Below are 15,340 nucleotides of genomic sequence, written 5' to 3'. Positions count from 1 at the left end.
CGGTGTCGTTGCGGCAACCGGCATGCGTCACCTGTGGTTGTGTGTGCGGCGGCCGGTGTGCGGGGGCCGCGTCGGCATCACCCGATCGTGTACGGCGTCAGCTCGTCCGTGCTGACGGGTAGGACGCCAGCGAAGACACCGGAATCAGGATGGCCCCGACGCAGAGCATCCGGGGTCCGCTCCCGGCCGCGCATCCGCGAAAGAGACAGCCAGTACTCGCCGCGTCCGCGCCCATGTGCCTTCCGCCGTAACTCCCTTCGGCGAAGAACGGCGCGGTTTGCGTGCTGTGCGGGCGGACCGTGGTCGGCTCCGATGCCGGCGAGTACCTCTTACGCGGCGCCGGGGGCCCGGCCGAAGCGGTGTGGGAGACCCGGCATCCGCCGGCGCGGCGCTGCGCGGACCAACCGGCGCGCACCTGGGAGGAGTTCCAGGCCGAGCAGGCGCGTACGGCGCAGGCCGAGGCGATTGCGGAGGCCGGCACCCGCCGCCGGGACGACGGGGTGGGTACCGGCGGCGGACTCTGCGGCCTCCCCACGAGGGGGATCGGCGAGGCCGCGGGAGCTGCCCCGGCGCGAGCGGGTCGAAGGCATAGTGCTGTGCCTTCTCGGCCCCCGGGTCAGGCGGTCCGGGGCAGGAGCGGGCATGTCCGCCCACCCGTGCCTCATGGTCGCCGCCGTGCTGCCGCATGTCGTCACCGCGATCCCTCCGCTTCTGCCGACTGTGTTCTTCGACCAGCACACCGCAGGTTGGCGGACGACCACAGGGGGCAAGACCGTGAACGCTGTGAATGTCGGATCGCTTGTGTGAATCCGCGTGAAACAAGAGCCCGGACCAGCAGCCTGCATCGGCCGCTGTTCGGCACCTCGCGCGAGCCGAGCTGTTGGTCGGCGCGGCGGTGCTGGCCAAGCGGAGCATGGGCGGCGAAGGTGACGGCGGATACGGCTTTGCGTTGGGCTCCTACGCGACTACGAAAACAAAATGTCGGCGAGCGGTTCGGCGTCCGCCGTGGACTATCGAGGCGCCCTGCCGGAGGCTGCCCGTAGAGCAGCTTCTGGTGGGTGGTGCGGCTGTCGAGTCGTAGGCCGAGCCCTCCCACGACGGCCAGGCCGCCCTTGCATCCGGCAAGTCCGCGGCAGCCGCCCGGCAGCAATTGCCGGTGCTACACCCACGTCTGCGCGGAGATCCTCACCCGCACCGGAACCCCGGCCAAGATCACCAGCGACCGCTTCGAGGTGGCCCCCGCGAGCGACTGGCGCCCGGTCGTCCCCGACCAACCGGGCGGGCGTATCCGCGCCACCCCCGTCATGGCCGCTGGCCTGCTCGCCCGAGCCGGCCAGGTCCGCTTCCCCCTGCCGGGCGGCGACGCCTTCACGCATCGCCTCATCGACCGTCACCTGGCCGCCATGGAGGCCGCCGGCGCCACGCTGAGCGTCACCGCCTCCCATGTCGAGGCCCGCCTGCCGGTCCCGGGCGCCGTGCCGTTCGCCGTCGACGTGATGACCCAGAAGTGGGGACCGAGCCTGGGGGCCACGGTCACCGCGATGCTGCTCGCCGCCCGCGCCCGCGGCGCGTCCACCATCCTCAATCCCAACAGCGAGCCGGAAGTCCTGGCAACCGCCGCGCTGCTCGCGGCAGGCGGTGTCGACATCAGGTGGCAAGGCGCCACCGCACTCCACATCACCGGCACCGATCGCGTCACCGGCGGAACCGTCGACATCCCGCCGGACCGCCTGGAAGCCACCACGCTCGCCCTGGCCTGCGCCATCACCGGTGGAGCCGTCCACCTCAGCAACGTTCCCGTCGCGACCTTCCCCGCCGCCCTGGTGACGATGCTCGGCGACTGCGGGATCGAGCTGGTCCCGCAGGACGACGGCACCCTCGCCCGCTCTCCCGGCGGGCCCCGGCCTGTGCAGACCGCCACCGTCTCCGCCAGATGCAGCGATGTCCAGCCCCAGCTGACCGCATACCTGACCCAGGCCCCGGGCACCTCCCGCATCGAAGAGCGGATCTACACCGCCCGCGACAGCCACGTCGCCCCGCTGCGCGCCTTCGGCGCCGCCGTCACCTCCGACGGCTCGGCCATCACCGTGCACGGCCCGTCCCCCCTCACCGCGGCCCGCGTGGCCGGCGAGGACATCCGGGCCATAGCCGCCCTGGTGATCGCGGCGCTGGCGGCCGAAGGCACCTCGACCGTCCAAGGCGTCTACCACCTGCAACGCGGCTACGACAACCTGCTGTCCAAGCTCGCCACAATGGGTGCCGAACTGGAGGTCATACAGGAATAGAAACCCCGAGACCCTGCGGAGCGACCACGACCCTCGTTCTCGCCCAGACCGAGGCCTCCGGCCATCCGCCCGACGCTGCTCAGCGTGGCCTGGACGCTCCCGACCGGGTGCCGCCGAACCGCCCGCACCCGGCCGCAGCGGCTGGAGGAGCTGCTCGCTGCCCGGCCCGCCGAATGTAGCCGTTCTACACGAACGCCTGCGCGCCCTTCCGCCTCCCCTGGGACGCGTCCGGCACCGCCTCGGCATGACGGCCGCCAGTCTCCGCTCCCGTGCGCCATGAACGCACAGCAGCGTCCCGTCGCCCCCAAGGTCCGGGTTCGGGGGACGTGAAGGCTCAGAAGCATGTCTGACAGCCTCCCGGCGAGCAGGAGCACGCCCGTGTGCTGTGTTGGCCCTGCGGTCGAAGCCGGACGGTTGGTGCCGTGACGGCCTCCCAGCCGCCACCGACACGCTCCTTTCGATCAGCCCTTCGGGGCGGCGGCGCTGCCGGGAGCCGGGTTCAGGCGGAGCCACGCCGTCAGGGCAGCCTGGAGCTCGGCGACTTCCCCATGCGTGAGGGTCTCGCCTCCAGCCCCTACGTTCAGACGTACGTCGTCGGCGGTGACCCGCCAGCGGATCGACCGGCGTCTCGGGGAGGTGATGGCGGAGCCGCGGGCGAGAACGCGGAGCGCTCCGTCAGCTCGAGGGGAAAGAGCTGCCGGCGTCGGCCCTGGACGGATGAGACGCTCGGGGCGTGTCGGCAGACCGATGGCCACGTAGAAATCGCGCAGCGCCTCGTCGAGGTCCCGAGAGGCGGACGGTGCGAGGCCGATGAAATCCTCCAGCAGCTCCGGATGTGCGGCGGGGGCATTCGGTCCGTACGGGTGCGCGTGAAGTGGGTGCTCGGTAACTTCCAGTCGCACGCAGGCGGGTGCGACCAGCACACGGCCATAGCCCTTCTTGGTCAGCTCGGCATGGATCTCCCGGAACCTCGTTGCTTGCCGCGGAACCGGATAGGGGTCCCCGGGGACGGGCACGGACGGCTTGACCGGTTTGGGGGCCGCGCCCATCGGGCCATTGCAGCGGTGCAGGACACCAGCCTGCGTCAGCACGACCGTCACCTGACGGCCTTGCCTGTCAGACCCGAGCCGGAACCCCACAACGGTTGTAGGCACTCAACCTCCCTGCGGTCGTTGAACCGCTCCGGGTCTGATGGAGGCTCGATTCCCTGAGAGGATCGAGTCATGGCACGTCCGTCCCCCTATCCTGCTGAGCTTCGTGAGCGTGCGGTGCGCATGGTCGCGGAGGTCCGCCCGAATTACCCGACCGAGTGGGCCGCGATGAAGGCGGTCGCCGCGAAGCTCGGGATCGGTGCCGCTGAGACGGCGCGGACCTGGGTCCGCAAAGCCGAGGTCGATGCCGGCCAGCGTCCAGGCGTGACTTCGGACGAGGCTGCAGAGATCAAGCGCCTGAAGGCGGAGAACGCCGAACTGCGGCGGGCGAACGAGATCCTCAAGGCGGCCTCGGCTTTCTTCGCGGCCGAGCTCGACCGGCCGTCGAAGCGCTCGTAGCGTTCATCGACGAGTTCAAGAAGGTGTTCGGAGCCGAGCCGATCTGCCGAGTCCTGACCAGCCATGGACTGAAGATCGCGACGAGCACCTATTACGCGGCGAAGAACCGCACACCCAGCACCCGAACAGTCCGCGACACCGAACTGAAGGCGCAGATCAGCCGAGTCCACACGGACAACTTCAGCGTCTACGGGGTCAGGAAAGTCTGGAGGCAACTGCATCGCGAGGGCATACCGGTGGCCCGCTGCACCGTCGCCCGGCTGATGCGCGACCTGGGCCTGGAGGGCGCCCGGCGAGGGAAGAAGATCCGCACCACCATCCGGGACGACGGCCATGATCGGGCAGGTGACCTGCTGCAACGCGATTTCACGGCGTCCCGGCCGAACGAAAGATGGGTCGCGGACTTCACCTATGTCGCCACCTGGTCCGGGATCGTCTACGTCGCGTTCGTCGTGGACGTGTTCTCCCGGGCGATCGTGGGCTGGTCCGCCGCCACCAGCAAGCGGGCCAAGCTCGTCCTCGACGCCCTCGACATGGCTCTGTGGCGCCGCGACCGCGCCGGAACTCCCGCTGGCCCGGGGCTGGTTCATCATTCGGATGCAGGCAGCCAATACACGTCTTTCGCGTTCACCGCGCACTTGATCGAGGCGGGTACCGATGCCTCGATCGGCACTGTCGGCGACGCCCTGGACAACGCGCTCATGGAATCCCAGATCGGCCTCTACAAGACCGAGCTGATCAAGCCCCGCAGGCCCTGGCACGGCCTCGCCGACGTCGAACTCGGCACCGCGGAATGGGTCGACTGGTTCAACAACCAGCGCCTCCACACCGCGATCGGAGACATCCCGCCCCACGAGCACGAGACCAACCACTACGCTCAACACCAGCCCCAACCGGCGGCTGGAGTCAGCGCATAGAGCCTCCACCGATCCCGGAGCGGTTCAGTCCCACGCATGACCATGACCTGAGATTACCGCTCCGGATTCCGTGGAGACGCTGGTCACCTGCTGGTCTGCGCGATGGTCCCCACTGAGGTCAGCGCCGTCATTACTCGAAGTCGTGAAGCCACTCAGGTATCCGAGCCGGCGCTGGTACGGCGCTGTCCCCTCCGGCTGCCATGCCAGTCCAGCACCATCGTGGTCGCGTCGTCGGGCAGAGACCCTCCGCAGGCATCGAAGACCGCTGAAGTCAAAGCCCGGACCACTTCGCGAGGATGCTCGGCACGGGTTGCGTGCATGATGGCGGCCAGGTCGACAGAGGCGGCGGCGCGTTCGCACATCCCGTCGGTCAGCAGCATCAGGCGGTCGCCGGGTTCCAGACGCAGCTGCTGCACCTGGTAGGTGACCGGGGCCGGCACGCCGAAAGGCATGTTCACCTCGACGGCCACCTCCTCCACCCGGGCACCCCGCAGCCGCAGGGGCCAGGGGTGGCCGGCGTTGACGAGTTCGCAGGCGCCGGTGTCCAGCCGGACGCGCAGGAGCTGCCCGGTGATCAGGCCGCGGGTACGGGCGGTGATGGCCCGGTGGGCGGTGTAGGCCTGCTCGAGGATGCTGTGGCCGGCGCGGCGGGCTCCGCGCAGGGCGTTGACGGTGAGCGTGGCCAGCAGCGCGGAATCGGTGTCGTGGCCCATGGCGTCGGTGATCGACAGGTGCAGGAGGTTCTGGTCGAGGGCGTAGTCGTAGGTGTCGCCGCCGATGTCGTCCGCCGGTACCAGGCCGCAGGCCAGGGTGAACTGTGCGGCCTCGCAGCAGGGCGCCGTCGGCAGCAGCTGGTGCTGGATCTCCGCCGCCAGACTCACCTCGGTGGTACGGCGCCCCCAGTGGTAGAGGTCGGTGAAGCGGCGGTCGGTGACCACGATGTAGGCGAGTGCGTGCGCGGTCTGCGACACCGCCTCGCGCACCGCATCGTCGGCTTCGGGAACGACCATCTCCAGGACGCCGAGGCAGTCGCCGCGGTTGGTCACCGGCGCCACCAGTCGGCAGCCCCCCTCACCGTCGTCCTCCTGGTGCAGACGCTGCGAGCGCAGGACCCGGTCGTACACGCTGCCCACCAGATCGAACCTGTCGGCCCGATCGCGTGGCTGGCCCGCCCGACCGGCCCTGGGTAGCCGCACGACCTCCTGCCCGAGCAGGTCGACGAACAGGAACGACACGTCAGTCGCCGAGAACCGCTTTTCAAGATTGGACGCGACCACATCCACCGACTCCACCGGAGCGGCGTCCTCCGCAGCACCCAGCACCTCGTCCAGGCCCAAGTCCCCGTCACCGGTCACAGCAGGCACCTCCTCATCTCGCCGATCCAGCTCACCGGGTTCCCGGCACCGGCCGTGTTCCCGACAGTGACCGCCCTGCCACGCCGGCGCCGGCACCACCATGCGGGCAAGGGCCGCTTCACCGGACCGGGTGACTGCCCGAGTGGCCTTGTCCTGGCCGGGTACGCGCCCCGTGAAGCCGGACGGGCCCCGGTAGACGATCACCCGCGCCAGGGCGCCAGGGCCCGTCCGGCTCACCACATCCTCGGCCCGACAAGCCCGCGTGCGGACGGGAGCCCGGCATCGGCTGCGCAGGCAGGGCCGCAAGGGGACGTGCAGGCGTCTACCGGCGGTCGTGGCTGCGGCAGGACCGCGAATGCGTAGGCGGCCTGGTGCTGTGTCCCCTGGGGCAAACCGGCCCCCATCGGCAGGGAAATCGTTCACCACCAGGTTGTCGTGCACGAGGCGGCAGCGAGTTCTTATGAAATGGCGGAGCGGTCCTCGCCGGCACGGCGTCGTCCGCAGGCCTCAGAGGACGCGTCGGACACCATCGACATGCTGGTGGAATCACTGGGACGCCTCGGTGTGCCCGTGGCCGGGGCCCTGGCGCCGGTCGGTCCCGCCACGGACGCGCTCAGGGGGCTGATCGCCGCCTCGCGGCCGCCGACACCTGCGGCCCGCACCGCTGGGAAGGACGGCGATGCCCCGGCTCCCGCCTGCTCCCGCCCGGCGGTGCTTCCGTATAAGCGGCCGGGCGAGGAATGGCTCAGCCGCGACCCGCTGCGCGCGGAACGCGAGTATTTGAACGCCCACCGGGCATCGTTGGAGCCCTCGGAGACCGACAGGCACTTCAGCGCGCTGCCCGGCCGGGCGAAGATCGCCGCTCTGAAACGTATCCGGGCGGGCGAGGACCGGGATGCTGTGGTGGCAGACCTGCACCGGCGGCACTGCGGGCCTCCCGCTCGGCCTTGTGCTGTACGGCGATGCGGCGCAGCTCCTCCTGGTGCTCCCGCTGGCGGGCGGCGTACTCGGCCTGCTGACGGGCGTCGCGGGCCTCGCGGCGCGGATTGCCGATCGCCTCGAGGAGCGTCTGGTTCTGCGGCCGGCCGAAGCGCCGGAAGACCACTCCGGCCGGGCCGTGCCCCTTCAGCTGCTTCATGCCGGTGACGACGATGGGCAGCTTGCCGTCGTGCATGTGGAAGCCGCCGTAGTAAGCGGTGCCCTTCCAGTGCCGCTCGGTCGGCTCGGCCAGCTGCGCGATGACGGTGCCCGGGTTGCGCGGGCCGATCCGGTTGAAGACGAGCAGCAGCGGCGGGTGCGGCTGGTCGCCGTGGCGCCCGTCGGGCACCCACCAGCGGGTCGCCACATCGCCCGCTCCTTGCCGTCGACGGCCATCACCTACCGCTGGCCAAACCGCATGTACTTGTCGATCTAGGCGGCGAGGACCTGCGCGGACTCGAAGCAGTTGTCGATCTCCACGAACAAAGGCGGCACCCCCTCCTCGGACGCGGTGATGACGATGTCCGCCTGGGCGCCACCCTTGCCGGGGTTGGACCAGGTGCCCGTCGCGGGCAGCGCCACCTCGGTCGCGCAGGAGGCGATGGCGCCCAGTCCGGCGGGAGCGTCGAACACGGCCCACGCGACGCCGCGGACATCGGCCGACTCGCTGGCGAGCTGGCGAGGTCCGGCTTCGGGCGCAGCAGGGCGAGTACGGCCTCGTTGACCGTCATCGGGTGGGAGGCGCCCGTGCGGCCCGCGCCGCGGGCCGGGTCGCCCATCTCCCCCACCGGCCGCCCCAGCTCGCGGGCGGCGGCCTTCAGACTCATGGGCGTCAGGTTACGCAGCCTGTCCCCGCCCGGGATCTGCCCGCCGTTCTCCGCCAGGCCGTGCAGGCGCCGGCGTAGTCGGCGGCAGTCGCCGCGCACCACCTGCTGCCGGCCCCTTGAGAGGACATCCACAGCGACAGGGCTCTTTCTGTCCGGACGTCTGGCGGCCGTAGGCGGCCTGCGAGTCCAACTCGACGCAGAGCACGCCGGCGACGATCACGACCAGACCCAGACCCGTCAACGCGGTCAGCGGGTCTCCGAAGAGGACCGTAACCATGACTGCGCTCAGTGCGACCTCGCTCGCGCCCCAGAGCTGGAGCGGCCGGCGCGCTGCGCGCCCGGTCGAGGCAAGGGCCGTCCCGTGATCAGCCAGAGCGCCCGTCGGCCCAGGGCCACGGTGAAACCGCTCCGAGGAGCCGGTTTCACTGCACCACTTGATGCCCACGGACGTGACCACGGCGGCCGCTGGTCCCCACTGGCGACAGCAAGGTGTGCGCCCCGAGCTAGCGGGGCGCATACCGGCAGTCCATGCTGAAAAGGAGCAATCAAGGCAGTACCCGAGGGCACGTTGTTTGATCTTTGGTGGCCTTGCGCTAAGCGGGTAAGGACGACGTTGCACGTACATGCGAGCGATTCGCAGCAGCCTAATGCCTTTCGGCTCGGTGTTGTCGTCGGGACGATCGGTTCAGTGGTCTACAGCTCGTTCGCGCTGGAAGCCTGCTTCCGTGCACGTCTCAGCGAACTGTGCCTCGCGGGCAGGCCGTCCGCTTTTCTGTTCCGCGCAGGTGCCATCGCCGCTGGCTGTGGGCTTCTGGTGCTGGCCGCCGTCCTGGTCCGGCGGTTGTCGGCCAGGTGTCCTCGCGGCCTGCGATGCGTGGCTATGGCTCTCACCGCGGCAGCCTCGATCACAGGGGCTCTTCGGCCAGTGGCCTCCGCCGCCCCGGTCTGCCCTGCCGCAGACAGCGCCGATCTGGGGCAGCGGTTCCGCCTGGTGAACAGGCTGTCGCACAAGCACCGCCGCACTCGGCGCGACGGAGATCGCCATGGTGGTCACCGGATTCCGCCGGCTCGGCCAGGGCGGTCCGCAGGATCCGAACGCCCGCGCCACAGAGGACTGCGGGCCACCTGCGCCACTGCGGCGGCCCTGCTTGCAACTGCAGGTTCCCCGGCCACGGTCGCTGACGCCGCTACTCCCGCTTCTTCTGGACCTGACTGCACCGTTGTCCGGTGTGTGGCGCTGACATTCGACGACGGCCCCACCCAGTACACGCCCTCCATCCTGCACCTGCTGGAAGCACACCACGCGGTGGCAACGTTCTTCGTGATCGGTCCCCACGCCTTGCAACGGCCGGCCATCGTCCGGCGCGAGCAGCACGACGGTGACGCGATCGGCGACCACACCGTCACCCACCCCCACCTCACAGCCCTCTCCTCCGCCCGTATCCGCCTCGAACTCGATGGGGCGGCCAACGACGTCGTCTCGGTCGTCGGCCGCCGGCCGACGCTGCTGCGCCCGCCGTTCGGTGCTTACAACACGCGTGTCAGCCGCGTGGCCGGACAGACAGGACTCGCCGTGATCATGTGGAGTCTGGATCCACAGGATTGGAAGAAAATCACCCCCCAGGCCATCGAGCGGCGTGTCATCAATCGAATGCGCCCCGGCGACATCGTCTCTCTGCACGACCGGTACGCGCGCACGCCCAAAGCGCTCCCACTCATCCTCACAGACCTGGCCAATCGCGGCTACACCTTCGTCACCATCCCCCAACTGCTCGCCAGTAGCGGAGGAACACGGCCCGGCCTGGTCTACCACCACGGCCCAAGACGCTGACCCGCCGCATAAGCGGCCTGACCGCACCCGCCCGTCAGCGGTCCGCCGCCCTCGTCGGCGCCGTCCCCGACCGGCACCGGCGCGGTGACGGACCGCAGGCAGCGCTCCGGTCGCTGTGGCGAAGGCGTTGCATCGCCGTGACACCCATAACGAACGGAATCGGCAGGCTTCGTGGTGTCAGGAGTCCGGGGCGGCGGCCCCACGTACGACAGCGAGACACGGAGAGTCGACCATGACCAAGTCCACCAAGTTCGTGATGGCAGTCGCCGGCGTTGCACTGGCGGGAATCGCCGGCACGGGTGTCGCGCAGGCGTCCGCCACCGCGCACCCGGCCGGCTCCGGTGCGCCGTCCTCGTGCCGCCCCGCCAACCTCAAGACGAAGATCACGCCGGACACCGCCAGCTCCGGGCACCGCCACTACCGCGTCACGCTGACCGCGGCCCCCAAGACCAGCGCCTGCCAGCTGGCCGGCTCCCCCCGCGACGTGAAGTTCTACGACAACGGCTCCCTCAAGGGCATCACCGCGAAGCCGTACGGCGCGCAGAACACCAAGGTGACCTTCGGCCCCGGCCACCCGGTCCACTTCGACATCCAGGTGCCCAACACCTCCAAGGGCGCGACCGCCAACCGCGCCGTCTTCACCCTCCGCACCCCCGGCGGCGGAATCATCCCGGGTGACCAGGAAGCCGACGGCAAGCTGTCCGTCGACTTCGGCACCCAGATCGGCCCCGTCCAGCCCGGCGCCTGACCCACACCACGACCGACCGCGTACGGCCCGCCACCGTCGGAAACTCTGTCCGATCAAGGGCTGATCTTGGTTGTTGAGTCAGTTGCTGGTGGTGGGGGGAGCGTCCTTCGAAGGCGATCTGGAAGGCGTTCAAGGGTGCCTTCCAGCGCTTCGTCGGGCGGCGGTGCCCCTCGCGCACTGGAGCATCCCCGACGCCGACTGGCCCTTCGTCGACACGGCGCGCAGCCATCTCCTCCTCGAAGCATCCGCCCCGCCCAGTGACTCCCGGACACAGCTGCCCGAAATCCTGCTCTCCGCACTCATCACCCGGCCGCACCCGGTGTACGCCGAAGCACGGCTCACCCCTCAGGCGTTCCGATTGTTCCGCTCCAGCGTCGAAGCGCACTCCCGGCAGCACCACGACGCCGGCTACTACGCCCGTGCGCTGGGATACGCGCCCCGCACCCTCTCACGAGCGGTGCAGCAGGCCACCGGCCGCACCGCGAAGGCGTACATCGTCGAACGGATCGTCCTGGAGGCCAAACGGCTCCTCGCACACGCCCGCCTGACCGCCGCCCGCTGCGCCGACGTACTCGGTTTCCCCGACGCATCCAACTTCTCGGTGTTCTTCCGCACAGCGACAGGCATGCGCCCGGGCGCGTCGCAGGCGACGGTGGCCGCCGAGTGAGGGCGACCGGCTCAGAGTCCTCGGCGGCTTCTTCCACCAGGGTTCGCTCGATGCGAACGAACCCGCTGTTCCGCCGGTGCCGGTCTTTGGTGCCGATGTCTCAGGAGGCGGCGCGGCATGCGGGTCGTCCGGCCTCTCGTGCAGAACGCGCGCGAAGGCAGCCGTCACGTGCAGGTCGGCAGCGAGGCGGTCGGCAAAGGCGGAGGCGGCTCATGTCCGCGGCCGTCAACCGGTCGGGATGTCCGCGGACCGGACTTTGAAAGCCTGGACGTCGTCACTGCGACGGACGACGTCCGGGACGAGACCGAGGTGCGCGGTGGCCCAGTCGACGAGGTGGCCGGTGTAGCCGCCGTCGGCCCAGACCCGTGACAGCCGCCGGAAGCAGCCCGTCGCCGCCGGCAGCAGGGTCCGGGCGGCGTCCCGGTCGGTCGCGGACGCCGGCGTGACCCGCACGGACAGCAGCAGTCCGAGGGTGTCGGTGAGCAGGTGCCGCCTGCGTCCATTGATCTTCCTCCCGGCGTCGAAGCCCCGCGAGGTGAAGGCGACGGTGGCATCTGCCTTCACCGACTGCGAGTCGATGACCGCCGCACTCGGCTCCTCATCACGGCCCTCAGCCCTGCGGACGGAACCGCGTAGCCGGTCGTGCAGCTCGGCGATCAGCCCCGTGTCCCGCCAGCGGGCGAAGAAGACGTACACCCGTGGCCAGGGTGGGAAGTCCGAGGGCATAGCGCGCCACTTGATGCCGTTGTCGACGAGGTAGCGGATCGCGTCGATCATCTGTCGGTGGCAGTAGCCCTCGGGCCGCCCGCCCCGGCCGGCCATCCCGGAACCGGCAGCAGATCCCGCACCAGGGCCCACTCGTCATCGCTCATGTCCGAGCCGTACCGGGGCCGGCGCTCCGGCCGGTCGGCCGCGTTCCCGAACCTGTGGGCGAGACAGTCACACCCAGGAGTGGCCGGACTGGACCCGGCAACCATGACCACGCGACACTTCGACAACAGGGCCTCTTGCTCCTCGCTGGACTCGACATCCGCGTGCTACCAAGAGGCCCTTCTTCTTTGCGTCCGCACCGGCAGACTCACCCGAACCAGGCCCCTGTTCGAACCCGACTGACCACCCGAGCGGAAAGAGAACAGCCAGTGAGGCAACGTCCAGCCCCGTCCTGTACCCGGCCTGCGTGTAGTGGGACGTTGGAGGGCCTGCGCCACTCAGGCGGCAAGCTCTCCAACTGCTGCAGAGAGGATCGATCATGGCCTCGGACCACGACACGCTGTGGCGTCGCTGCGCGTATCTGGGACGCGTCCTGCTGCCACTGGTGGACAAGGAGCCATGGCGTCAAGATCACCGCCGAGAGCGGCTTCACTCCTGGGACATTGAAGTGTCGGTCGGGGAACGACTCATTGAAATCTTCGCGGCCTTAGCCGCCCACGCCGTCGCAGTGGACACTTTTTTGCCCGCATCAGAGTTGAAGACCCTGCCCCTCAGCGCCGTGGCCGGCGCAGCCACCAGCAAGCAAGACTTCGAACTACTCGCCGGGCTCCCCGACACCTTCGCCGACGAACGCGACGACATCGCGGTCAAGGTCTTCCGCCTGTACGCATACAAAGGCGGTCAAACCAGTCTCCAGCTCCTTCGGCTGAGCACGGAAGTACGCCACACGCTGACCGTCCTTGCCGCCCGCGAGGCGGTGCCCGCCCCCACATGCGGAGACATCTTCCGCCAGGCGGACCAGGCCGACCTGCCGCAGTAAGCACGGAGATCACCCGCTCCGAGCCGTTGGCGCCAGCAACACAAACTGACGGACGATCTACTTCGCAGACTGCCGCCGACGACCAGCATGAGCGCCCCGACAACCGGCCACGCCAGCCCTTTGACCTGCGATTTCAAGTTGGCGGAGGTCCGATGCAGTTCATCTGTCACCGGTGCCGTGCAGGGACATAGGACTCCCGCACAATGTCGCCCACTCTCCACTCGGTGGACTCCACTGGGTGGAGTCCACCGAGTGGAGAGGATGCGCGGCATCGCCGGTGCGATGCACAGCATCGGATGCCCGTGGTGCGGTCCGGGCTCCTGCGGGCGGTGCGCCTGCTGGCCGTTCTCGCGCACCGGGTGCGGCTTCTGGGCATCGTCGCGGTGGGCGTGGCGGTTCATACGAAGGTGATGGCGGGGCACGAGGAAATGTGCCCCGCCATCACCGACCGCGAGCACGGGAGCGTACGCATGCCACGGCTCCGGTAACGCAGCCCCATGCCTGCGGTGTTGTACTCCCGCAGCTTGTCAGGGGTGTGTAACAAGCCCTTGTGGCTCCTGGGGCCGGCGGGTTCCGGTGTGATCAACTGCAGATGCCTCGGGTAACCCCCGTAGCGCACCGGCGTGTTGTGCGGTCGCGGAAACGTGACCGTGCCGGGCGCGAGGCGGGTCGCGTGGTAGCTCGTGGCCCCTGCTCAGCGGCCATGTGCCTATTCGGCGCACGTGCCCACAGACAGAATTGGAGCGAAGAATGCGCAAGAACCTCAAGAAGGCTGCAATCGTCGGTGCCGGCGTCCTGGCGTTCTCCGGCATTGCCACCGGCATGGCTCAGGCGTCGGTGTGGCAGGGCGCGGACATCCCGGGCAAGGGCCCCCTCCAGGAGTGCACCAACTGGGGCAACGCCCTGCAGGCCCACGGGACGATCGTGGGCTTCGCCTGCATGGAGGACGAAGGCGGCAACTCCTGGGAGTTGACCCCCTACTACTCCAACTGACCCTCTCTTGACACGTCCCGACGGGACAGGCGAGATCCCCGACTACTGAGCGTTCAGGAAAGCTCCCGCCCAGGAGGACGGACGAAGCCGAGTTCGGGCCGGTCGGCGAGGAGGTCGGCAACGTCCGTGACGTAGACATGAGCAGTGCCGACGGATGTGCAGCGGACGGCCGCCACGCGAGTCGATGAGCATCATGGCCCACGTGACCAGGGCGCCGGGCAGGCCGAGTGAGACAGGGCCAACCAACTAGGTTGACTCAGCGGGGAGTTGAGGCTCCAAACCTCTCTCGACGGTGCGGGAGCCACCCACAACCACACCAACGACCGACCTGGCCATCAGCCACCGCAACACCGTTGCAGTACTAGGTGTATTGATCACGAGCATTGTTGACACTGGTCGGGCTTGATCATGGCGAAGACCTCCGGTGTGGTGAAGCTGTCTAGGACTGCACCGCACGGAGGTCTTCGTGTCCCACCGTAATGCCCGGCTGACCGTTCACGGCAGGCGACTGCTCGTCGAGCGTGTCGGCGCAGGCCGCCCTGTCGCGCATGTTGCGACCGAGATGGGCATCTCCCGCACGACCGCCCACAAGTGGATACGCCGCTGGCGGACGGAGGGCGAGGCCGGCCTGCACGACCGTTCCAGCCGCCCCCTGACGACACCGCACCGCACTGCGCCGACGGTGGAGGCTCAGGCGTGTCAGCAGCGACAGATACGCAAACTCGGACCGGCCCGCCTCGGCCCGGTCCTGGGCCTGCCCGCCTCGACCACCCACCGGATCCTGACACGTCACGGCCTGAACCGGCTGGCCCACCTGGACCGGCCGACCGGCCAGGTCATCCGCCGCTACGAACGCGACCGGCCCGGCGAGCTGATCCACGTGGACGTCAAGAAGCTCGGCCGCATCCCCGACGGCGGCGGCCACAAGGTGCTGGGCCGCCAGGCCGGCCGGGCCCGACGCAGCAACGTGGGCTTCGACTATGTCCACTCCGCTGTCGACGACCATTCCCGCCTGGCCTACAGCGAGATCCACCCGGACGAGAAGGCCGACACCTGCGCAGCGTTCCTCCGCCGGGCCGCCGCTTTCTTCGTCGCGTCGGGGATCGACCGCATCGAGCGGGTCCTGACCGACAACGCCTGGCCCTACCGCAAAAGCTTCGCCTGGCGGCAGGCGCTGGCCGATCTCGGCGCGGCCGGCAAGCTCACCCGCGCCTACCGGCCACAGACCAACGACAAGGTCGAACGCTTCAACCGCACCCTGCTCGACGAATCGGCCCACCTACGTCCCTACACCAGCAACACCGAACGCACCGAGGCCCTGGCAGACTTCCTGCACACCTACAACCACCACCGCTGCCACACCGCACTCGGAGGCAAGCCACCAATCAGCCGCGTGAACAACGCTCCGGGTCAATACAACTAGTACTGCAACGGTGCTT

13 protein-coding genes and 1 pseudogene are annotated in these 15,340 nt (G+C 69.3%); 9 read left to right on the top strand and 5 right to left on the bottom strand.

Translation table 11 applies throughout. The annotated features are described in order from the left end of the window. Window positions 1-642 precede the first annotated feature (642 nt). A complete protein-coding gene (locus HEP81_RS39950; protein ID WP_157854697.1) occupies window positions 643-807 on the top strand; it encodes a hypothetical protein in 165 nt (54 codons plus the stop codon). A gap of 305 nt (window positions 808-1,112) precedes the next feature. Beyond that, window positions 1,113-2,285 carry a hypothetical protein gene (locus tag HEP81_RS39945; protein ID WP_051850779.1) on the top strand — a complete coding sequence of 391 codons (1,173 nt, stop codon included), beginning with the start codon at window positions 1,113-1,115 and terminating at the stop codon, window positions 2,283-2,285. Window positions 2,286-2,746: 461 nt separating this feature from the next. Here the strand turns inward: HEP81_RS39945 and HEP81_RS39940 are convergent, their stop codons facing one another. Next, window positions 2,747-3,385, bottom strand: a complete 639-nt coding sequence (locus tag HEP81_RS39940) for a hypothetical protein (protein WP_243279861.1) — start codon at window positions 3,383-3,385, stop codon at window positions 2,747-2,749. 123 nt (window positions 3,386-3,508) lie between these two features. Between HEP81_RS39940 and HEP81_RS39935 the strand changes: the two genes are divergently transcribed. Beyond that, window positions 3,509-4,752, top strand: a protein-coding gene (locus HEP81_RS39935; protein ID WP_190276122.1) for an IS3 family transposase whose coding sequence is annotated in 2 segments (ribosomal slippage) — window positions 3,509-3,791 and window positions 3,791-4,752 — 1,245 coding nt in all. Because the reading frame shifts where the segments join, the coding sequence is not laid out codon by codon here. Window positions 4,753-4,904: 152 nt separating this feature from the next. Here the strand turns inward: HEP81_RS39935 and HEP81_RS39930 are convergent. From HEP81_RS39930 to HEP81_RS42015, 3 genes are all read right to left on the bottom strand, one after another. Next, a complete protein-coding gene (locus HEP81_RS39930) occupies window positions 4,905-6,107 on the bottom strand; it encodes a PP2C family protein-serine/threonine phosphatase (protein ID WP_037664416.1) in 1,203 nt (400 codons plus the stop codon). Window positions 6,108-6,936: 829 nt separating this feature from the next. Continuing rightward, entirely contained in the window at window positions 6,937-7,452 is a 516-nt protein-coding gene (locus HEP81_RS39925) for a hypothetical protein (RefSeq protein ID WP_051850778.1), read from the bottom strand. 65 nt (window positions 7,453-7,517) lie between these two features. Continuing rightward, window positions 7,518-7,718 carry a hypothetical protein gene (locus HEP81_RS42015; protein ID WP_051850777.1) on the bottom strand — a complete coding sequence of 67 codons (201 nt, stop codon included), beginning with the start codon at window positions 7,716-7,718 and terminating at the stop codon, window positions 7,518-7,520. Window positions 7,719-9,143: 1,425 nt separating this feature from the next. On the opposite strand from HEP81_RS42015, the gene HEP81_RS39915 reads away from it, so the two are divergent. The 3 genes and pseudogenes from HEP81_RS39915 to HEP81_RS39905 all read left to right on the top strand — a co-directional run. Further along, on the top strand, window positions 9,144-9,743 hold the full coding sequence (locus tag HEP81_RS39915) for a polysaccharide deacetylase family protein (RefSeq protein ID WP_051850776.1): 600 nt from the start codon (window positions 9,144-9,146) through the stop codon (window positions 9,741-9,743). A 232-nt stretch (window positions 9,744-9,975) separates the two neighbouring features. After that, window positions 9,976-10,491 carry a DUF4232 domain-containing protein gene (locus tag HEP81_RS39910; protein ID WP_051850775.1) on the top strand — a complete coding sequence of 172 codons (516 nt, stop codon included), beginning with the start codon at window positions 9,976-9,978 and terminating at the stop codon, window positions 10,489-10,491. A gap of 166 nt (window positions 10,492-10,657) precedes the next feature. Continuing rightward, window positions 10,658-11,158: pseudogene (locus tag HEP81_RS39905) on the top strand (AraC family transcriptional regulator); the annotation flags it as partial. 225 nt (window positions 11,159-11,383) lie between these two features. Here the strand turns inward: HEP81_RS39905 and HEP81_RS39900 are convergent. Further along, window positions 11,384-11,935, bottom strand: a complete 552-nt coding sequence (locus HEP81_RS39900; protein ID WP_190276121.1) for an IS5 family transposase — start codon at window positions 11,933-11,935, stop codon at window positions 11,384-11,386. Between the two features lie 472 nt (window positions 11,936-12,407). On the opposite strand from HEP81_RS39900, the gene HEP81_RS39895 reads away from it, so the two are divergent. The 3 genes from HEP81_RS39895 to HEP81_RS39885 all read left to right on the top strand — a co-directional run bounded on the left by HEP81_RS39895 (window position 12,408) and on the right by HEP81_RS39885 (window position 15,324). Continuing rightward, window positions 12,408-12,908, top strand: coding sequence for a hypothetical protein (locus tag HEP81_RS39895; protein WP_037664414.1), 501 nt, complete (start codon window positions 12,408-12,410; stop codon window positions 12,906-12,908). A gap of 750 nt (window positions 12,909-13,658) precedes the next feature. Then, on the top strand, window positions 13,659-13,901 hold the full coding sequence (locus HEP81_RS39890) for a hypothetical protein (protein ID WP_037664407.1): 243 nt from the start codon (window positions 13,659-13,661) through the stop codon (window positions 13,899-13,901). 466 nt (window positions 13,902-14,367) lie between these two features. Next, complete coding sequence (locus tag HEP81_RS39885) at window positions 14,368-15,324, top strand: IS481 family transposase (protein WP_037664405.1); 957 nt, start codon at window positions 14,368-14,370, stop codon at window positions 15,322-15,324. Window positions 15,325-15,340 lie beyond the last annotated feature (16 nt).

The sequence above is a fragment of the Streptomyces griseofuscus genome, assembly GCF_014673495.1.
Classification (GTDB): domain Bacteria; phylum Actinomycetota; class Actinomycetes; order Streptomycetales; family Streptomycetaceae; genus Streptomyces; species Streptomyces murinus.
This window is presented reverse-complemented; position numbering and strand designations above follow the sequence as displayed.

Excerpts from the sequence above, each read along its gene's own strand:
- HEP81_RS39950 (WP_157854697.1), top strand. The coding sequence starts at position 643 with ATGTCCGCCCACCCGTGCCTCATGGTCGCCGCCGTGCTGCCGCATGTC.
- HEP81_RS39910 (WP_051850775.1), top strand. The coding sequence starts at position 9,976 with ATGACCAAGTCCACCAAGTTCGTGATGGCAGTCGCCGGCGTTGCACTG.
- HEP81_RS39900 (WP_190276121.1), bottom strand. The coding sequence starts at position 11,935 with ATGATCGACGCGATCCGCTACCTCGTCGACAACGGCATCAAGTGGCGC.
- HEP81_RS39895 (WP_037664414.1), top strand. The coding sequence starts at position 12,408 with ATGGCCTCGGACCACGACACGCTGTGGCGTCGCTGCGCGTATCTGGGA.
- HEP81_RS39890 (WP_037664407.1), top strand. The coding sequence starts at position 13,659 with ATGCGCAAGAACCTCAAGAAGGCTGCAATCGTCGGTGCCGGCGTCCTG.